Annotated in this window: 30 protein-coding genes; 26 read left to right on the plus strand and 4 right to left on the minus strand. The window is 69.6% G+C overall.

From position 1 onward, the window contains the following. Positions 1–60: 60 nt before the first annotated feature. Complete coding sequence (locus IE096_RS15200) at positions 61–315, minus strand: hypothetical protein (protein WP_189451997.1); 255 nt, start codon at positions 313–315, stop codon at positions 61–63. Positions 316–433: 118 nt separating this feature from the next. Here IE096_RS15200 and IE096_RS15205 point away from each other — a divergent pair, with 118 nt between their 5' ends. The 8 genes from IE096_RS15205 to IE096_RS15240 all read left to right on the plus strand — a co-directional run bounded on the left by IE096_RS15205 (position 434) and on the right by IE096_RS15240 (position 3646). Next, positions 434–808: a hypothetical protein gene (locus IE096_RS15205; protein WP_189451998.1), complete on the plus strand. Its 375-nt coding sequence runs from the start codon at positions 434–436 to the stop codon at positions 806–808. A 66-nt stretch (positions 809–874) separates the two neighbouring features. Next, positions 875–1759, plus strand: a complete 885-nt coding sequence (locus tag IE096_RS15210) for a hypothetical protein (protein WP_189451999.1) — start codon at positions 875–877, stop codon at positions 1757–1759. A gap of 72 nt (positions 1760–1831) precedes the next feature. Beyond that, the gene (locus IE096_RS15215) at positions 1832–2026 is read left to right on the plus strand and encodes a hypothetical protein (protein WP_189452000.1); all 195 of its coding nucleotides are present in this window, start codon (positions 1832–1834) and stop codon (positions 2024–2026) included. A gap of 2 nt (positions 2027–2028) precedes the next feature. Next, a complete protein-coding gene (locus tag IE096_RS15220; RefSeq protein WP_229820221.1) occupies positions 2029–2292 on the plus strand; it encodes a hypothetical protein in 264 nt (87 codons plus the stop codon). A 50-nt stretch (positions 2293–2342) separates the two neighbouring features. Beyond that, entirely contained in the window at positions 2343–2813 is a 471-nt protein-coding gene (locus IE096_RS15225; RefSeq protein ID WP_189452001.1) for a hypothetical protein, read from the plus strand. Then, positions 2810–3037, plus strand: a complete 228-nt coding sequence (locus IE096_RS15230; RefSeq protein WP_189452002.1) for a hypothetical protein — start codon at positions 2810–2812, stop codon at positions 3035–3037. The genes IE096_RS15225 and IE096_RS15230 overlap by 4 nt, the downstream gene beginning before the upstream one ends. Positions 3038–3058: 21 nt before the next feature. Next, entirely contained in the window at positions 3059–3457 is a 399-nt protein-coding gene (locus IE096_RS15235; RefSeq protein WP_189452003.1) for a hypothetical protein, read from the plus strand. A 15-nt stretch (positions 3458–3472) separates the two neighbouring features. Then, on the plus strand, positions 3473–3646 hold the full coding sequence (locus IE096_RS15240; protein ID WP_189452004.1) for a hypothetical protein: 174 nt from the start codon (positions 3473–3475) through the stop codon (positions 3644–3646). 578 nt (positions 3647–4224) lie between these two features. Here the strand turns inward: IE096_RS15240 and IE096_RS15245 are convergent. Together IE096_RS15245 and IE096_RS15250 are read right to left on the minus strand one after the other, a co-directional pair. Continuing rightward, complete coding sequence (locus tag IE096_RS15245; RefSeq protein ID WP_189452005.1) at positions 4225–4707, minus strand: hypothetical protein; 483 nt, start codon at positions 4705–4707, stop codon at positions 4225–4227. 76 nt (positions 4708–4783) lie between these two features. Beyond that, on the minus strand, positions 4784–5092 hold the full coding sequence (locus IE096_RS15250) for a hypothetical protein (RefSeq protein WP_189452006.1): 309 nt from the start codon (positions 5090–5092) through the stop codon (positions 4784–4786). A gap of 206 nt (positions 5093–5298) precedes the next feature. Between IE096_RS15250 and IE096_RS15255 the strand changes: the two genes are divergently transcribed. The 15 genes from IE096_RS15255 to IE096_RS15325 all read left to right on the plus strand — a co-directional run bounded on the left by IE096_RS15255 (position 5299) and on the right by IE096_RS15325 (position 14967). Then, positions 5299–5457 (plus strand): hypothetical protein, encoded by a 159-nt coding sequence (locus IE096_RS15255; protein WP_189452007.1) that lies wholly within the window; start codon positions 5299–5301, stop codon positions 5455–5457. A 343-nt stretch (positions 5458–5800) separates the two neighbouring features. Beyond that, a complete protein-coding gene (locus IE096_RS15260; RefSeq protein ID WP_189452008.1) occupies positions 5801–6829 on the plus strand; it encodes a protein transporter Sec31 in 1029 nt (342 codons plus the stop codon). Between the two features lies 1 nt (position 6830). Further along, complete coding sequence (locus IE096_RS15265; RefSeq protein WP_189452009.1) at positions 6831–6998, plus strand: hypothetical protein; 168 nt, start codon at positions 6831–6833, stop codon at positions 6996–6998. 68 nt (positions 6999–7066) lie between these two features. Further along, complete coding sequence (locus IE096_RS15270; RefSeq protein ID WP_229820223.1) at positions 7067–7567, plus strand: hypothetical protein; 501 nt, start codon at positions 7067–7069, stop codon at positions 7565–7567. Further along, entirely contained in the window at positions 7564–8070 is a 507-nt protein-coding gene (locus IE096_RS15275; protein ID WP_189452011.1) for a hypothetical protein, read from the plus strand. Before IE096_RS15270 ends, IE096_RS15275 begins: the two co-directional genes overlap by 4 nt. A gap of 736 nt (positions 8071–8806) precedes the next feature. Continuing rightward, the gene (locus IE096_RS15280; RefSeq protein WP_189452012.1) at positions 8807–9064 is read left to right on the plus strand and encodes a hypothetical protein; all 258 of its coding nucleotides are present in this window, start codon (positions 8807–8809) and stop codon (positions 9062–9064) included. 86 nt (positions 9065–9150) lie between these two features. Then, positions 9151–9750: a hypothetical protein gene (locus IE096_RS15285; RefSeq protein ID WP_189452013.1), complete on the plus strand. Its 600-nt coding sequence runs from the start codon at positions 9151–9153 to the stop codon at positions 9748–9750. Further along, entirely contained in the window at positions 9747–9989 is a 243-nt protein-coding gene (locus IE096_RS15290) for a hypothetical protein (protein WP_189452014.1), read from the plus strand. The genes IE096_RS15285 and IE096_RS15290 overlap by 4 nt, the downstream gene beginning before the upstream one ends. Before the next feature lie 96 nt (positions 9990–10085). Then, entirely contained in the window at positions 10086–10319 is a 234-nt protein-coding gene (locus IE096_RS15295; RefSeq protein ID WP_189452015.1) for a DNA-binding protein, read from the plus strand. Positions 10320–10392: 73 nt separating this feature from the next. Further along, positions 10393–10899 carry a hypothetical protein gene (locus IE096_RS15300; protein ID WP_189452016.1) on the plus strand — a complete coding sequence of 169 codons (507 nt, stop codon included), beginning with the start codon at positions 10393–10395 and terminating at the stop codon, positions 10897–10899. A gap of 76 nt (positions 10900–10975) precedes the next feature. Beyond that, positions 10976–11833 carry a hypothetical protein gene (locus IE096_RS15305; RefSeq protein ID WP_189452017.1) on the plus strand — a complete coding sequence of 286 codons (858 nt, stop codon included), beginning with the start codon at positions 10976–10978 and terminating at the stop codon, positions 11831–11833. Positions 11834–11851: 18 nt separating this feature from the next. Beyond that, positions 11852–12193 (plus strand): hypothetical protein, encoded by a 342-nt coding sequence (locus tag IE096_RS15310; protein WP_189452018.1) that lies wholly within the window; start codon positions 11852–11854, stop codon positions 12191–12193. A 68-nt stretch (positions 12194–12261) separates the two neighbouring features. Next, positions 12262–12612 carry an HNH endonuclease gene (locus IE096_RS15315; protein ID WP_189452019.1) on the plus strand — a complete coding sequence of 117 codons (351 nt, stop codon included), beginning with the start codon at positions 12262–12264 and terminating at the stop codon, positions 12610–12612. Between the two features lie 203 nt (positions 12613–12815). Beyond that, the gene (locus IE096_RS15320) at positions 12816–13280 is read left to right on the plus strand and encodes a phage terminase small subunit P27 family (protein WP_189452020.1); all 465 of its coding nucleotides are present in this window, start codon (positions 12816–12818) and stop codon (positions 13278–13280) included. After that, on the plus strand, positions 13243–14967 hold the full coding sequence (locus tag IE096_RS15325; RefSeq protein WP_189452021.1) for a terminase large subunit: 1725 nt from the start codon (positions 13243–13245) through the stop codon (positions 14965–14967). Before IE096_RS15320 ends, IE096_RS15325 begins: the two co-directional genes overlap by 38 nt. Here the strand turns inward: IE096_RS15325 and IE096_RS15330 are convergent. Beyond that, the gene (locus tag IE096_RS15330) at positions 14964–15191 is read right to left on the minus strand and encodes a hypothetical protein (RefSeq protein WP_189452022.1); all 228 of its coding nucleotides are present in this window, start codon (positions 15189–15191) and stop codon (positions 14964–14966) included. The genes IE096_RS15325 and IE096_RS15330 overlap by 4 nt on opposite strands. Positions 15192–15227: 36 nt before the next feature. On the opposite strand from IE096_RS15330, the gene IE096_RS15335 reads away from it, so the two are divergent. Genes IE096_RS15335 through IE096_RS15345 form a run of 3 tightly spaced genes read left to right on the plus strand, consistent with a single transcriptional unit; the run spans position 15228 to position 18243 of the window. Continuing rightward, on the plus strand, positions 15228–15452 hold the full coding sequence (locus tag IE096_RS15335) for a hypothetical protein (protein ID WP_189452023.1): 225 nt from the start codon (positions 15228–15230) through the stop codon (positions 15450–15452). Beyond that, complete coding sequence (locus IE096_RS15340) at positions 15452–17383, plus strand: phage portal protein (protein ID WP_189452024.1); 1932 nt, start codon at positions 15452–15454, stop codon at positions 17381–17383. Before IE096_RS15335 ends, IE096_RS15340 begins: the two co-directional genes overlap by 1 nt. 2 nt (positions 17384–17385) lie before the next feature. Next, positions 17386–18243 carry an HK97 family phage prohead protease gene (locus tag IE096_RS15345; RefSeq protein ID WP_189452025.1) on the plus strand — a complete coding sequence of 286 codons (858 nt, stop codon included), beginning with the start codon at positions 17386–17388 and terminating at the stop codon, positions 18241–18243. The last annotated feature ends 1 nt before the right edge of the window (position 18244 follow it).

Consider the following 18244-nt stretch of genomic DNA (forward strand, 5'->3'; position numbering starts at 1 on the left):
GGACGCCCGTGTCCGGACACCCCGGATGCGCGCTGCCCTGGAGCCGCGCCCTCGGCCCGCTCAACTCCGTGGCGGCCGGCCACCCTTCCGGGAGCGCCGTTCGGCCAACTCGCGCTCGGCAGCTTCCAGATCAGCTAGGTCCTGGTCGTCGCCATGTTCGCGCACTCGGTCCCGCATGTGGTTGAGGAGGTCGCCTGTGCGGTCGGTGTCGAGGCGCTCGCAGATGCGGCCGTAGGCATTCCACAGCAGGTCAGGGACCCGGATGGGGCGGGGCGTGGTGTGCCTGGGCGCGGTGGCCTTGGGTGCGTCGGTCATCGCCCCTCCGTTGCTGTTTCCGTGTAGTTACAGAGAATCCTCCCACAAGGCTTGTGTAGATACACGGTTCTCGTTACTGTGTAGATACACGGTAAGTCGAAGTCGAGGGGGAACCACCATGAAGCTCACCGCCATCCGCCGCACCATCACCGCCGCCCGCATCGCCACCAAGGCCCTCGGCTACCGCGCCCTCTCCGGCCACATCGCCCACCTCGTCGACACCGGCGCCCTCATCCGCACCGGCGACATCCTCGACCGCCTCGGCGCCGGATGCCTGCCCGACGGCCAGCGCTCCTGGTACGGCCGCCACGCCGCCAAGGCCTACCGCGCCACCCACGGCGGCGACGCCACCCGCGTCTGGGCCCAGCACCGCACCACCGGCCACTGGATCCACGTCCACGTCTACGCCCCCACCGACCCCGCCCTGGTCACCGCGCTCAGCACCTACAAGGCCACCCGCGACCTCGCCCTCGACTTCCAGCTCGCCGCCTGACGGGCGCCCCGCCCGGCGGCCGTCAGCCGCCGGGCCCCTCACACACCCACCAGAACGGGGAAGGCCATGGAATTCGAAGCCGCAGACTTCGACGACTTTGCCGCCGGCGACCGCATCCGCTTCGTGACCGCCAACAACGGCTACGACGGCACCGGTGAGGGGGTCTGGCGCACCGGGACCGTCACCCGCATCAGCGCCTCAACGATGACCATCGCCTGCGACCCGAACATCATCGGTAAAACCGCCCGGATCCGGCGCGCCACCTGGACCTATCGCGCCCCCCAGCGAGCCGCGACCTCCCAGACCCCGTACAGCGCCGAGTACGTGCACGTCGTCGACATGGGGGCCACCGTCTGGGCGCTCTACATCCCCAACCCTGATCACGCCCGCGACCCCCGCAACGTCGCGGACAACTTCCTCGACCCCAAGTACGCGAACGTAGAGCTGATCGCCACCGCCGAGCGGTTCCGCAAGTGCGACGACAACGGCTTCTCCGGCTGGGTCGTCGCGGGTAACGGCGGAAACAGCGACCCCATTCCGACCAAGCGGCAGGCCATGAGGGACCTGCGCGCCGTGATCTGCGACCACTTCAAGCCCAGCGAAGGTAGCGCCACAGAGGAGACCAACGAGGGCAACAAGGGACGCACCCGCCCTTTCGTCGACGAGTTGACGGTCGTCGCCCCGCCGGAGAGCCCTCGTGTCGGTGAGCGGGTCACATACAAGCTCGGACGCCGCATCACGGTGACCGCCACGGTCGTCTGGCCCTTGAACGAGGCTGGGCAGGTGGGCGTCGTGGACGACGGAGACCGGACGGGGAGCATCCGCTACGTGAACGTTGCACCCGGGCTGACCGTGCATGCACCGGACATCGACAGTCTGCACGCCGAAACCCTCTACGAGAACCAGCTGCGCACGGCCTTCATCGCCGAGGCCGCCCGCCACCGCATCTGAAGCCGCGCCACGCCCGGCGGCCACCGGCCGGGCGCGGCGCGACAGCCTCAACGACGCCCACCTGGGGATCACATGAATCTGCTCGCGCTCCGCAAACTGATCGGCAACGTCCTCGGCACCAAGATCCATGGCGTCGACAATCACGACGTTCGCGCCATTCAGTACCTCAACCCGCCCGCCGCAGACGGCCCATGGGCGCTGCGCGTCACCGTCACCGATGGCGTCGGCGGCTCCCGCACCTTCCGTCTCGACATCACCGAGGAGTGACCATGGCCCACGAGATCGAACGACGCACCGAACTTCCCTTGCCGGCTCCCGACGAAGCAACCGCCGCCCTGACCGTCGAGGACGTCGCCCACCGCCTGGCAGAGATCGCCCACTACCAGGACGACGACGAAGTCGCCCACGGCCTGGAGGACCAGCTCTACGTCGACGTACTCCGCACCATCGCGGCCGGCGCACCCGACGCCGAGATCCTCGCCGCGGCCGCGCTCCGCACCGAAACCCTCGGCTTCGCCCGCTGGACCGCCTGACCCCCGCCTGGCGGCTGTGGCCGCCAGGCCACGTTTACCGAAGGGAATCGATGGACCCCATTACATGGCTCCGCCCCGAATTCAAGGGGCGCGAAGCCGAACTCATCCACCTCTCCGCCGCGGCGGAGCTCGTGGGAGTGTCCAGGAGCGCAGTTTCGAACTGGGCCACGCGTCACCGCAACTTCCCGCGCATCGTGCTGTTGGCCGGCGCGCCCGGCAGGCGCACCAAGCACGTAGTTCGGGAGGAGTTCCTCGAGTTCGCCCGCCAGCAGCTCAACGCGCCCAGGGGGCGCCCCGCTCAACGGAAGCCCCAACGTCCCGCGGCCACGGTCGCGAGCGAGAGCGTCGACCGCCTGACCCGGCGTATCGAGCGCCTTACGGCGCTGGAGGCCCAGCAGGCGGGAGCGCTGAAGCGCACACGGAGCGCCTTGCGGGAGGCCGAAAACAGGCTGCGAGCGGCCACCGCACGCCTCAATGCGGAACTCGCCGCCGCCCGACAGTTCGCCCGGGAGGAATCGTGAAGCTGACCTGGCCCAACCTGACGTGGTGCAAGGCCAACTGGCCCGTCCAAACCTTCCACGCGCAATCCGGTGCCTACACCTACACGATCGACCACAACGGCAGTTCGTGGACCCTCCGCGCCTGGCACAACGGCAACGTCATCCCGCTCGGCTACCCGACCGCCCGATCGGCCGCAGCGCTCCAGCAGATCGCCGACGACCACGCCGCCGCCCCTGCGACCTGACCAGCACCCAGAAGGAGACCCATGAGCATCATCGACGACACCGAAGAGCCCTGCGACCTCTGCGCCGAGCCCATCGAATGCGAATGCGACGACCCCGAATACTGCTCGACCTGCGACGGATTCGGGGAATACGTACCCGACCACTGCTGCGACTGCGGCGGCAGCCCCTACTGCCAGTGCTGCAGCAGCTGCAGCGCCCCCAACGCCGGCGCCTGCTCCTGCACCGTCACCGTCACGCTGCTGGACGGCACCGTAAAGGCCCTCCCGGCCCCGGACGGCGAGCTGGAGCCCGAATTCGAGCGCGACGTCCACCGCGACACTGACCCGGAGCCCCCGGACGACTATTACGACGAGGCCCCTGCGGATGCCAGCGGGCCGATGTCCGGGGCCGTGGGCTATTCCACCGAACCGCCCTTCTAGACCACGAGGATTAACATGAAACAGGACGCCATCGCCATCGCCGCTGAAGCACACGATCGCGTGCAGGAAGCCCAAGCCGCCGGCACACCACTGACGCTCGCACAGCTTAAGGAGGTCGGAGAACTGAAAAAGTGGGCACTCGCAGCTGGCGCCACCGAGGAAGAGATCCAGGCCGCCAGGAAGCGCTGAACCCCGCCAACCTCAACGGATGCGGTCCGGATCCAAATCCGGACCGCATCCGCATGCTCAGGTCTCGGCAAGAACGGACACGACTACCTCGCACCGCGACCAGCCGCAGCGGCCTTCGTCATCAGTAATCGTCCACTCGACCTCGGCGCCCTTGAGGTCCGCCCGGGCCTGAAGCCACCCGCGAACCTCCGCAACAGCCGCTGCTGGTCCTCGCAGGTCGATCGTCACAACCTCACCGACCCCGGCCTCGCCGCCCGCCCGTCCCAGCTCAACGTTGTCCACGGACGGGTAACGCCCCGCCGAGCGCTCGAGACACGGCCCGGCCGTGGCCCCGCGAGACGCGCGGGGCCACGATCTTTCATTGCGCGCTTTGTCCCGACCCCGGACACATCTCCCGGCTACCGTCGGCCTTCTGGTGATTCGCCACCGTCTCGCCGGGTTCCGCGCCCACCCACTGCTGACACTCCGGGCAAGTCCCGTGACACTGCCCCGGGTCGAACCGCTGGCCTCGCATGCAGACCTCCCATCGGATGCCACACACTGCGGCCCCGATGATGCGGCCGGTCGAAGATCGACCGCTAGATGGCCTCGGGGAGGTCGTAGCCCTTCCCGCCCGGCTGCTGGCCGGAGCGGAGGGCGTACTGGTACACGCAGAAGATCTTCGATCCGTTGTGGAATTGCACACGGAACCCGGGGTGCATGGCCGGCGTGGGGGACGAGTACCCCTGCGCATCCGCGACCTCCGCATTGCCGGCGTTCAGGATCGCAGCCACCAGGTACTGCTCCGACGCCCGAACGTTGATCTTCCCGCCCTGGATCAGCTCGGGCCACGGCACTGCGGCCGGCGCCTCACCCTCGACGGGGGGAGCCTCCGGCTCGCTCATCTTCTCGCCGGGCGCCATGGTGTAGGCGATCGCGTGCCAGATCTGCGCACCAGTCGTGAACTCGACCTTGATGCCGCACGGGCGCTTCGTGCCCTCGTTCCACGGCTCGACCGTCCGGACGTCCGGGGCCTGAGCCAAGGCCTTGACGGCGAACTCTTGGAAGCGTTCGGGTCGCATTTGTGATCATTTCCTTCCGTCGCAGCCGCCCAGTCTAGGAGCGGGCGCCCCGCACAGCACCCGGACCGCACGCATCTCACTCGCTCGATTCCGGAGCCGTCTTCTTCTTCGGGCGGTGCTTCTCGCCCCGCAATCCCTTCCCGATCTGCTGGGCGCGGGTGAAGTGGATGCCGAGCTCGTCACCGATCTGCTGCCACGTCTTCCCCTGGCTCTTCAGGCTGAGTACGCGCTGCTGCCGGATCTCGCGAAGCCGAGCGTGCTTCTCTGGCCAGTCCTTGAGGATCTCGGTAATCGCCTTTGCGCAGGCGGCGTCATCCTCGATGTCTTCGAGCGCCGTGATTGCATCCAAGAACCTCTGCACCTCCTCGGGACGCTGATCGGTCATGCCCGCTCTCCTTCCGTCGCGAGAGCGTGCCAACACGCCGAGTTTAGACCCAGGGTCTTGCGGCCATCTAGACCCTGGGTCTAACTTGTCGTGTGGAAGCCACGCACTCGGGTTTCCGCATGAACGAAACGGCCCCGGCCGGCGCTGGAACGCCTCATGGCCGGGGCCAGACCTACCCGCAACCATCACGAAGAGGCAGGTCCGCCATGGAGCGTACCCACAACCGGCCCGAACCGGACCGGACCCCCCGGGAGAACCGGGTCTGTGCCGAGACGGCCGACAACGCGCGCTGCCGCGCCGACTACGAATCGGGCAAGGACGTCCGCGAGGCGGCCGACGCGCAGTGGACCAGGGGGAACCGGTGATCTACGCCGTCTTCTCCGCCGACCGTAAGGTCATCGAGCAGTTCCAGGGCGGCGACGGGCTCCACGGACCCATGCAGCTCGCTTCCGAGGCGCTTCGACGCCGCGGCTGCTACGGCGACTTCGTGGACCGTCTCTGCACTACCCACCAGGCGCCCTGGACCGACTGTCGCGGATGTGGACGGGGGAAGCGATGAAGCGCCCTGCTGCCCGCACGCTGCTGATCGCGTACGCGGTGTTCATCGCCGGTCTTATCGTCCTCCGCCTTCTCGTCGGCTAGCCGCTGACCGCCGGGCCCGCGCTTCCCCTCGTGGGCCCGGCCCCCGCGCCGTTCCGGGAGCACCCGTTGAAGTTCCGCACCGAGATCCGCACTCGCCCCGTCCAGCAGACTTTCGACGGGATCACCGAGACGGTCCACGAGAGATACGAAGTCCAGGTCCCCGAGCTGCCCCCGGACTGGGACCAGCGCGTGGATCGAGGCATCCTCACCGCCACCACGGTCATGGTGGTCGCCTCCGTCATCTGGTCCACGATCAGCATCGGTGATCTCCTGACCCTGGCGAGCCCTGCCCCTGCGGCCTACGCCGGCGCCATGGTCTTCGACATCGCATGGATCACTTGCCTGGCCGCCGAATGGCGCGCCCGCTACGACAGGGCCAAAGCAGACCGGCCCCGCAAGGGTGGCTACGCAGCCTTGGTGATCGCCATGGCGGCCGTCGGCGTCCACGGCTGGATCACCTGGTCAGAGGCCGTCGGCATCATCGGCGCGCTGGTCCCCTTGATCGCCAAGGGCATGTCAGTTCTCGCCCTGGACCAGGCTGCGTTTCCTCTGGACGATCTATCTCAGCAGTGGCTCGACAAGCAGCGGGCCAAGATCGGGGCGCAGCTCGCACTCGTCGCCGGCCGCCGACAGCTCGCCCGGCTTGGCGAGCAGGCGCTGGCGCAGCAAGCCGCGCTTGCAGCAGCCACCCAGGCCAACGCCCACATTCCCGCGCCCTCGCCCACCGAGGACACCGTGAGTCGTGGGGCAGACACCAGCGTGTCGCCGCCCCCATCGCTTCCGTCCGCTGCGGAGATTGCCGCCCAGCTCCATGCCCTGGGCATCGCTGCCGCCGGGGCCGGTGCGTCGGTTCCGTCGATCGGTGGCGACGCTGAGCCGTCCGTACAACTGAGGTTGCCGGAGGAGGACGAGGAGGTGGTCCGCCCCATCTCGCCGCCCGGAGCGTCCGTGCGGAACACGATCAAGACAGCCGTCGCCTGCGGTATCCGGGACAGCGCCTCCGTCCTCAAGTACGCCCAGTCAGTACATGGCCCCAACGTCAACGCGGAGACGGTCGAACGCTACCGCCGCGACTTCATCAAGAAGGCGGGCTGACATGCACCCCTTCGCCTGGCTCAGCCCGGTACAGGCGGGACTTGCCCTACTGGCCCTGCTCGGCTGCGGCCGCCGTCGACCGCAGCGATTCGTCGTTCCCCTCATCGGCTTCATGGCCTTGATGGCCGTGGCCTTCCTCGCCATCCTCCTGCTTCCGAAACGGCGGTAACCGTGCCTGGCGCCATCACCCCGGCCCGGGTTATCCCCGCTGGCCAGCCCATCCCGACCGCTCCCCCCATGCCGCTGGCGCCACCCGGCGCGGCGAACCTCCCGCCCTGGCGCACGGCGGCGCCCGTACCGCCGCCTCCGCCCGCGCCACCACCGGTACCGCCGATGGGCTGGGCGCCCCCGCCCGCCGCGCCCGTCGAGGTCCGGGTCGTCGTCGACTTCGACGCTCCCGAGCCGGAGCCCGAGGCCGAACAGCGCGACTTCGGCTGGCTCTGGAAGTGGCTGCGCCCCTGGCGCACCGCCATCGCCACCGCGGTCGTCGTCATCCCGTTCCCCGCCTACGGCCACAGCTTCACCAGCGCCTGGGCCGCCACACTTCACGACGCGCGCGCCGAAAGCCTGTCCGCCGCCTACCTCGTCGCCCTCGCGGCCGCTGGCGGGGCCTTCCTGGTAGACCTCCGCCGGCCTGCCTGGTGGACCCGCCCCGCGCTCGTCATCGCCGTGATCGGCGGCACTGGCGCCCTCGGCTGGTACGACCCCGTCACCCTCATCACCGGAGTCCGCCCGTGAACACCGCGCTCAGCCTCGGCGGGGTCGCCCTGGCCCTCGCCATCCTGTACCTGAACATGCGCCCCTGGTGGAAGGGCGGGCGGGACTTCAAGGCGATCCTGCCCTACGGCAGCGGTAGCGTCCTCGGCTCGCTCGCCACCGTCTGTATTGGCGGCCTGCTCGGCTGGGGAGCGGCTGGGAACGCTTCGCTGCTCTCGGGAAGCGGAGACAAGGCCGTCCACAGCGTTACCGGGACGGGCAGCGCACCGGTGGCACACGCCAGCGCGGGGGCTCTCACGTCGGCAGGCGGTGTAGTGGTCTTCCTGCTGTTCGTCGGTGTCGGCGCCCTCTTCCGGGGTTCCGGCAAGAAGGACCGGTGGCGGATCATCGGAGGCTTCATCTCCTGGTCGGCCCTGGGATTCCTGCCCGGGGTAGCCGCAGTGCTCGCCCATCTCGTATTCGGAGTCAACTGGATCGGGGACAAGGGCTGGAGCATGCTGAACAACGGGGCGGGCCTGCTGTGAACCTGCCGCCCTACATCCCGTACATCGGCGGTCGTCTCGCCTCCGGCTCCCTCGCTCTCGGCACGTGCATCTGGAGCCGGGCCTGTACCTGGTGTGCCAGCAGCTACCGTGACGACCTCTCTGGCCTCAAGGCAGCCCTCGGGCCCATCGCCCGGGGCGGGGTGCTGCTCGCGGCCGGATGGGGCGGGATCTGCGGGGTGACCGCCGCCCCCGACACGCTGTTCGTGATCGCCTTCGCATGGGGGATCGGCGCGTGGAAGGCGGCCCCCGTGGCAGACCACGGAGAGGGCGCCGACGAGCCCGAACCTTCCAGCGCCGCCGACTCCGAGTCGCCCGCCCCGGCGGTCACCCTGGAGGCCTTCTCCGCCCTCGTCCGCGAGCTCGCCCAGGGCGGCGCCGGCGCCCACTTCTCGACCCTCGCCAAACGCCTCACCGGCGATAAGCACAACACCGCCGCCATGAGGGCCTTGTGTGCGACGCACGGGGTGCCCCACGCCGAGTCCGTACGGCAGGGCGTGGGGGCCTCCTCGAAAGTGTCCTCGGGGGTCCGGATCGAGGACCTCCCCACCCCCTCCCCAGCCCCCGCTGAGGCCCCGGCCGTAGCCGTAGTTTCCGCAGGTCAGCACGGAGCTACAAACCCGGCTACAGCTACGACTACACCCCTCCTACAGCGAAACGCCTGGGGCAACACCCTCCCCGCCCCAGCCCACCGAGTCGCGACACCGAGGAGCACCTCGTGAACGTCACGATCTCCGGCGCCCTCACCACCAAGGGCGGCGCGCCGCTGCTCCTGGAACGCGCCGACGATCACATGGGGCTCACCGACGAGGAGATCACCGCCGGACTGGGCCGCTTCTACGGATGGCGCTGCGGAGGCTGCCGCCAGAGCGCCTACATGCCAGCCGAGTTGACCCCAGAGGAGGCGGAGGGCGCCGCCCGACGCGGTGCGGAGTCCCACTCCGCGGCATGCGTCAGCCCATACGAGAATGTCTGAACTGCACCACACTTCGCAGAAATCCGACAGGTCAACAGAGGCACACTGGATACAGCCGCCCCTCACCCGCCACGAGGAGCTCCCCCGTGAACGAAACCGCGACCTGTTCCCTGTGCCTCACCCCCTCCGGCCTCCCGGCTCACGACAGATGCCGCCGGCGCCTGTCCGACGCTCTCAACGAACTCCCTGACCTCTACCGGGCGCTGGCCGCGCACCTCGCGCCCGGAAGGACTGGAGCAGCCAGCAGGCGTGGCAGCCGGACCCCGCCCCTCCCGCTTCGTCTCGACGTCCTCGACCTCCGCGCCTGGGGAGGCATCGAGGGCATCCTCACCTCATGGGAGCGAGACCTCTGCGACCGGCTCGGCTGGGCAACGCCCCCGTTCCGCGGCACCGTGGAACAGCAAGTCGACGAGGCAGCTCGGCTGCTGCGCGATAACTTGGACTGGATCGTCGGCTGCCACCCGGCCGCCGACGACTTCGCCTCCGAGATACACGCCGTGGTCAACCAGATCAAGGCCGTCGTCACCGGCGAGACGCCGGAGCGTCGCCTGCGTCTGGCCTGTACCTGCGGAGCCAGCCTGACCATCACGCTTTCCACTCCCGGCCGGCGGTGCATCCGATGCGGCCAGCAGTACGGTTTCCAGGAACTTCGGCACCTCCCCCTGGCCGCACGGAGCGCCGCATGAGCGAATTCGAACCCCGCCACCAGCCAACCGCCCTCCGGCTCCCGCTCGCGCCCGGCACCGACGGACACGCCTACATGGGGTGCGATGCCGTCAGCGCACTCCTGCGCGCCATCGCAACCACCTGCCGCACACTGGCCGACGAGATCGACCCAGAGATGATCGCCCGCGTCATCGACCTTGAAGCAGACGCACTTGACTGCCGCGCCGTCGCCCTCACACGACCTTGCTTGACGGACTGAGCTGGGCGAACGTAGCCTCTGATCAACTGGACACTTATGCCCAAGAGGCCACCTCGCTCAGCGAGATGGCCTCTTCCCCTTGATGAGGAGGCATAAATGACCTCCGCCCCCCTCCTCGTCACCGAGGACATGGCCGCCGCCTACACAGGCCGACCAGGAGCCACCATCCGCCGCTGGGCACACGAGGGCCGCATCACCCGACACGGACACGGCCGCGGAAACGTCCGGTACAACCTGTGGGAACTGCCCCAGAAGACCGCCGACGAACTCACCGGCCAGACCCTCCTCGGCCCCCCGCCACCCCTGCCCGCCCAACGGGACGCCGCCTGAGAAGCTGTCCCGCTTCCTCCCCTAGTGTTGAGAAGTGCTGCCAGACGACGTCCCAGAAGGGGACGATGCCACCGTGACTCCTGACAGGCTCCGTCTGGCATCCGCGTGTTCGGCGGCCCTGGGCGCCCTCGTGGCTGCGGGCACCGTCGATACCGAAGCCTGTGCCGCGCTGGCTCACCATCTACGGGAAGAGGGCATCGAGGCACTGATGCACGCGGGCCGCCTGAGAGGTGAGCCCCAAGAGCAGGTCGATCCCCGCACGCTTCCCGACACGGTTGACGAGCTGCCCAGCCCGATGCTGGACGAGGTGCGGCGCAAGCTCGGGACTCTCGAAGTGCAGCTGTTCATCGTGTCGACATGGCCGTGGGACATGCAGGCGGAATACGAGCTAGGCCAGATCCTGGCGGAGCTGGATGGCGTAACCAGCGCATGGAGCACGTCCATGCTTCCGGGCTACCCGACGGAGTCCATGATCGCGGCCAGGCGGCGGCAAGCGGCCGAGAGTTTGGATCTGCACCATGTGAATGTCCTCGGCCTCCTGGAGCAACGTCGGGTAACTGACGGTGGACCGCAGGCGTAGGAAGCGGGACAGCTTCTGAACTCCCGCTCCGGTCAACCCCCAGCCGGAGCGGGTCCACATCCACGCGGAGGTGACCATGCCCTTCCCGCCCGGCCTGCAGACGGTCACCATCACGGACAGCCGCGCACACCCCGACGGCGGCCCCATGCGCGGCCGCCTCACCCTCACCCCCGAAGTGCCGGCCGTCACCTCCGCCCAGTACGGGCTCATCGTCATGGGCGAAGCCACCACCGAATGGGTCAACGGCGTTCTCACGCTCACTGTGCTCGCCAGCGACGCCGCGGGCTGCACGCCGACGGGCTGGACCTATCGCGTCACCGAACGCCCCTACGACGCGCCTGGCCGCTCGTACCCGCTGCTGCTCCCCGCGAGCCTCGGCACCGTCGAACTCGCCGACCTCGCCCCGACCGCCCCGGCCGCCGGCGAGTACCTCCTCGTGACCGGCCCTCCCGGACCCCAGGGACCTGCTGGCCCTCAAGGCCCGCAGGGGCCGCCCGGCTCCGAGGCCAACGCGCAGGCGTACACCGACGCCGCCATAGCCACCCACGCCGTCGATACCACGGCCGTCCACGGCATCGTCGATACCGCCCAGTTGGAGACCCAGGCTGGCGCCACCGCGAAGGTCAGCGCCCACGCCGCGGCCAGCGACCCGCACGGCGACCGCGCCGACGCCGCCACCAAGTACGTGGCCAAGACCGGCGTCAGTCAGCAGGTCAGCGGCGAGGTGTGGTTCATCGACACCAACCCGCTCGGGCCCGGCACAGACCCGGCGTTCGCCAACCAGTTCGCCCGCAAGGGATACGTGGACCAGAACCTCGTCCCCGACGGTAGCGAGCCCCCGACCCCCGCCACGGGCTACGCCCTCTTCAGCCAGGGCGGCGCGCTGAAGGCCAAGAGGGCAGACGGAACCGTGACGACGATCATCCCCGCCTAGGCCAAGGAGACCCCGCCCATGCCCCGCGTCGACGTGCCCGTCACCTCCATCACACGAACCGGCACCGCCCCAGCAGCCGAAGTCAACGGCGACGCCACCAACGGCCACACCGTGACCAACAACGGCGCCACCTGGGTCACGGTCCGCAACTCCGGCACCACCGTCGCCCGCGTCGTCAGCGCCGAATACGCCAACACCGTCGACGGCCAGACCATCCCCCCGAAGACCTGGTCCATCCCCACCAGCAGCACCCGCTACATCGGGCCCTTCCCCGTCCGGCTCTTCGGCACCACGCTGCTCCTCGACGTGGACAACGCCGAACTCAAGCTCTCCGCCTACACCCTCCCCGTCGTCACCTGACCCCCCGGGGGCCGACTCCTCCCCCGGGGGACCCCCACCGGGGGGCGCCTACCCGGAGGGGGACCACGATGCCCACCGCCCCGCCCAGCCGCTGCAGCGAGCCCGGATGCACCGAGCTCACCACCAACGGACGATGCAAAGCCCACACCCGGCGAGCCTGGGCGAACCGGTCAGCAGCCTGGGGATCAGGCAGCACACGCAAGCACCGCCGATGGCGAGCCGACCGCCTGGCCGAAGAGCCCGAGTGCCGGCGCTGCGGAGCGACCAAGGAACTCCAGGTCGACCACATCGTCCCGTTGTCCGAGGGCGGCTCACGCTGGGACCCGGCCAACGCTCAGACCCTGTGTGCCACATGCCACGAGGTCAAGAGCGCCGAGGACCGGCGCCGTCGCACCCGCGACCGCTACCTCACCACCTGACCGGACACATCCGGATCCGGTCCGGACACCCATCCGGAGCCGGACGGGCACCCTGTCCAGCCCTCTGACCTGCGAAAACGTGGACCATCGCATCGTCGCAGGTCAGAGGGGATAGGGGAGTCGAAATCACCAAAACGGACATCCTGGACAGCGTCGCGGTCAAGTCGGAAGACTCACGCTCAGATCGCCGATAGGGGGATGCTATGGCCAAGGCTGCTGCCCCTGCGACCCTCCGGCTGCTGACCGGCCGGTCACCGGGCCGGGATTCCGGCGGGCGGAAGGTCGCCTCCGGTCCCTCTTTTCGCCGGGTGCCGCCGACGGCGCCGGAGTGGCTGAGCGAGGAGGCGGCGGCGGAGTGGGCCCGGGTGATGCCGGAGCTGTCCCGCCTGGACCTGGTGAAGGAATCCGACCGGGCGGCGCTGGCGGCGTACTGCGAGGCCTGGGCAACGTTCGTGGAGGCGACGCGGACGGTGCAGCGCGAGGGGCTGACGATCGAGGCGCGGCAAGGGACGCTTGCCCATCCCGCTGTGGCGATCGCCCGTAACGCTGGTCGCGAGATGCGGTCGTGGGCCGCCCACTTCGGCCTGACCCCGTCGACGGAGCAGGCCCTGGCGCGAGGCGGGGGCGACGATGGCGACGAGGAGAACCCCTTCGCCGGATCCGGCTGAGCTTCTCGGCATCAGCCCCGAGGTCGCCTGGTACCTGGCCGATCGCGGGATCCCGCTGCCGGACTGCCCGCCGAAAGTACAGACCCCCTCGCCCGGGGAGGCGCCGGGCGCCGTCTTCGACCCGGCCCGCGTCGACCGGGTTCTCCAGGCCTTCCACCTGCTGCGGCACACCCAGGGCAAGTGGGCCGGCAAGCCGCTGGACCCGGACCCGTGGCAGGTCGCGTACATCCTGGCACCGGTGTTCGGCTGGGTGCGCTGGGACGACGAGGCCGACGGGCACGTGCGGATCGTCCGCAAGCTGTACGTCGACGTCCCCCGCCGTAACGGCAAGACCACGCTCTCCGGCGGCATCGCGGTCTACCTGATGGCCGCGGACGGGGAGCCGGGCGCCCAGGTGTACGCGGCGGCGACCAACGAGAGGCAGGCCCGTTTCACGTTCGATCCGATCCGGCAGATCGCCGAGCGGGCGCCGGCGCTGAAGGGGAACGTCAAGGCGTTCACGAAGAAGATCACGCACCCGGCTTCGGGCTCGTACTTCACGGTTGTCTCCTCGGTCGCCGAGGCGATGCACGGCGCGAACGTGCACGGGGGGATCATCGACGAGCTTCACGTCCACAAGACGCCGGACCTGGTCGAGACGATCGAGACCGGTACGGGGTCGCGGCGTCAGCCGCTGGTGGTCACGATCACCACGGCGGACGACGGCAAGCAGGAGTCGATCTACGACCGCAAGCGCCAGTACGTCGAGCAGCTCGCCCGCCGTGTCCTGACCGACCCGGACACCTACGGCGTGGTGTGGGGTGCTGACGAGGGCGATGACCCGCACAACGAGACGACATGGCGCAAGGCCAACCCGGGCTACGGGGTGAGCCCCTCGGCGGCGTACTTGCGCGGCGCCTCGGCCGAGGCCCAGCAGTCCCCGGCTGACCTGGCCAAATTCCTGCGGCTGCACCTGGGGATCCGCACGAAGCAGAGCACGCGGTTCCTTCGGTTGGAGGACTGGGACGCCAACGCCGGCCTGGTCGACGAGGAGCAGTTGAAGGGCCGGGATGCCTACGGCGGCCTCGACCTCGCCTCGACGTCCGACCTGTGCGCGCTGTGCTGGCTGTTTCCGGACGACGAGAGCGGCACCATGGATGCGGTCTGGCGGTTCTGGACGCCGGAGGCGAACCTGCCGGCGCTGGACAAGCGCACGGCCGGCGCGGCCTCCCGCTGGGTGCGGGAGGGCTTCCTGGTGGCCACGCCGGGGAACGTCGCTGACTACGACTGGATCAAGGAGCAGATCCGGCGCGACCGCGATGTCTTCAAGGTCAAGAGCATTGGCTACGACCCGTGGAACGCCTCCCAGCTCACCAACGATCTCGCCTCCGAGCGGGCGCCGTTGGTGAAGGTGCGGCAGGGGTTCGCCACGATGTCGCCGGTGCTGAAGGAGATCCAGCGCCTTGTGCGGCAGGGCACGCCGGAGATGCCGGTCCTGCGGCACGGCGGCAATCCGGTGGCCCGCTGGTGCGTCGACAACCTCGCGGTCGCGATGGACCCGGCGGGGAACGTCAAGCCCGATAAGGCGAACTCCGGCGACAAGATCGACGGTGTGTCGGCGCTGGCGACGGCCATGGCCGAGGTCGTGGCCCGGCCGCCGAAGCGGCGCAGTAAGTACGCGGACGAGGACGAGATCATGGTCGTTTAGTCGAGGCCGAACGACCCCGGCATGTACGGCTGGATCTGTACGTCGACATCGAGCGTCAGCTCAACGGACCGGCCATCGTCCGCGACATGGGCCGCCAGGATGCGCCCCGTCGTCGGAGGCTCGCCCGGAATGTTCACCGGCACCTCTTTGCCGATCTCCCCGTCGAACGCATCCGCCGCGAAGGTCGCGCCGCTAGGAGCGGGCTGCTCGTACTTCATCTTCATGCCGCCACGGTAGCGGCCCGACTGAGGGAGGTTGCCGTGTTCGCGTGGCGCCGTACAGCGGTTCGCCGCCGGGTGGTCGTCAACCTCGCCGACAAGGCGTTCAGGGGCGTCCTGTGGGCGCAGCGGGGGCCGCTGCTGGTCTTGCGGGACGCCGAGTTGCTGGAGGCCGGCCGCGATCCGCAGAGGGTAGACGGCGAGGTCGTCGTCGAGCGCTCCCGCGTCGAGTTCACGCAGGTGCTCGCGCCCGGTGGGGGTGGGTGATGGCGTTCGTCGTCTCCTCCGGCCAGCTCACCTTGACCGGCGCCGGCGTCCTGCCGTCGTATGCCGTGCTGCCGATCGGTGCGAGCCCGTGGGAGTACGCGCAGATCTGGCGCTGCCAGCCCCAAGTCCGCACGGTCGTGTCGTTCCTGGCCCGGAACATCGCGCAGATCGGCATCCACGTCTTCCGCAGGGTCTCCGACACCGACCGGGAGCGCCTGGCCGGCCATCCGCTGGCTCTGCTGCTGGCCGAGCCGATGCCGCGCATGACCGCGTACCGGTTCATTGAGCGCCTGGTGTCCGACCTCGCGGTCTACGACGAGGCGTACTGGATTAAGGCTCGTGTGGGTGACCGGCTGCAGCTGCTGCCGGTGCCGCCGACGCTGATCCGGCCGCGCGGTGGCTCGTGGCTGGCGCCGGAGGATTACCAGGCGGCCAGCGGCCAGCGCTTCGCTCTCGACGAGGTCGTGCACTTCCGCGGCTACTCGCCCGAGGACCTGCGCCACGGGGCGAGTCCGGTGGAGGCGCTGCGGGCGCTGCTGCTGGAGGATCAGGAGTCCGCGAAGCAGCGGGCGGCCATGTGGCGCTCGGGCGCTCGTATGACGGGCGTTCTGACGCGGCCGGCGGAAGCGCCGGAGTGGTCGACGGAGGAGAAGCGCCGCTTCCGGGAGATGTGGCGGACCTTCGCCGCCGGCGGCGGCGCCGAGGGCGGGACGCCGATCCTCGAGGACGGGATGGCGTATACGCCGATCGCGATGTCTCCGGAGCAGGCGCAGTACATCGAGGCGCGGAAGCTGACGCGGGAGGAGGTGGCGGCGGCCTATCACATTCCGCCGCCGCTGGTCGGGATCCTGGATCACGCCACCTACTCGAACATCACCGAGCAGCACAAGATTCTTTACCAGGACACGCTCGGGCCGTGGCTGCAGATGATCCAGCAGGAGATCAAGGTCAACCTGCTCCCGGACCTCCCCGACAGCCAGGACGTCTATGTCGAGTTCAACATCGCCGAGAAGATGCGCGGGAGCTTCGAGGAGCAGGCCGCGGCGGCGTCGACGGCGACGGGTCGGCCGTGGATGACGGTCAACGAGCAGCGCGCCCGCTTCAATCTCCCGCAGATCGACGGCGGCGACAGCCTGATTACCCCGCTGAACGTGACGGAAGGCGGCTTGGCCAGCCCGCGCGACACAGCGCCGGATCCGGCGGCCGCCCCAAAAGCGTGGGGCCTGGCCCGCGCTAAGGCGGCCAGGCCTGACGAGCTGGGGACCTTCCCCGACGAGCGGGACGCGCTCACCGAGGCGCTCGCCCGGTGGACGCGGCGGCAGGCCGGCAAGCTTCTGGCGGCGGCCGGGGCGAAGGACGACGGTATGCCCGACCTCCTCGCCCTCTGGGCCGCTGGCCGCAAGGAGCGTCTGGCGCAGCTGGATGCCCTGTTGGCCGATCACGGCTTCCGGCTGGCTCAGGTCGGCGCGTGGGAGGTGCTCGGCGCGTGGAATGCGGAGGCTGAGGGCTGGTCGGCGGACGTGATGCTCGCCTGGGTCCTCGCCGCGGCCGAGACGCACGCCGCGCAGCACGAGGAGGCCGGCCGTAAGGCGGTCGCCGCGGTGGCCGAGGAGGGCGGTGAGCAGTGGCGGGAGCATCTGGTCGCGGCCGCTGGCGCCTGGGAGGGCGTGAGCCGGATCCGGTCGGCCACCGCCGCGACCGAGCTGCGGTCCTTCGGCGGGCATGACGCCGCCGGCGTCTCCGGTCTCAAACAGAAGACCTGGCGCACCGGCGGGAAGAACCCGCGTCCCTCGCACCGGGCGCAGGACGGGGAGAGCGTCGGCCTGGACGACGTGTTCAGCAACGGCCTGCGCTGGCCCGGTGATGGCCATGGCAAGGCGAAAGAGACCTCCAACTGCAACTGCACGCTTGACTACGCGAGGGGAGACTGAAAGTGCCGCACACGAAGGACTGCCCCGCGCGGGTCAAGGCGGCTGGTGAGGCGGACGGGCTCGGCGCCGGGGAGTTCACCGCCCTGGTATCGGTCTTCGGCAACGAGGACAGCGTGGGGGATGTCGTCATGCCGGGCGCGTTCGCCGATGACCTCGCCCGCTGGAAGGCCGCTGGCGACCCGATCCCCGTGATCTGGTCCCACGACTGGGCCGACCCGTTCTCGCACATCGGGTCGGTGACCGATGCGAAGGAGACCGCGGCCGGGCTGGTCGTGACCGGGCAGCTCGACCTCGACAACCCCAAGGCCGCCCAGGTATTCCGCCTGATGAAGGGCCGCAGGGTCACCCAGTTCAGCTTCGCCTACGACATCCAGGACGCCGGATGGGGCGAGCGCGACGGCGGCCCGGTGTACGAGCTGCGCCAGCTGAAGCTGCACGAGGTCGGCCCCACCCTCGTCGGCGCGAACCAAGAGACGGAACTGATCAGTGCGAAGGCGCGCAGCCTGGCCGAAGGGTTCAAGGCAGGCCGCGTGCTGTCGCAGAAGAACTTCGACTCCCTGACCTCGGCCTACGAGGCCATCGGCGAGGTGCTGGCCAGCGCCCAGCCGGAGAAGTCCCAGCCCGAGGTGTCCGGCCGTCCGGCTCCCGCGGCGGCTGACGGCATCACGCCCTCCGCCCAGCCCGCCGGGAACCTGCCCGCCCAGGACACCGCCATCCCGCCCACCAGCACGACCGTGGATGAGACCACGCCGAGCCCCCGCGAAGCGTCCGTCGACGCCGCCAAGGCCGGTGCCGCCGCTTCCCGTCTGCGCGCCCGCCTGGACCTCGACCTCCTCGAGGCCGGCCTGACCACAGATTGAG

The organism is Streptomyces abikoensis, from assembly GCF_014648775.1.
Taxonomy (GTDB): domain Bacteria; phylum Actinomycetota; class Actinomycetes; order Streptomycetales; family Streptomycetaceae; genus Streptomyces; species Streptomyces abikoensis.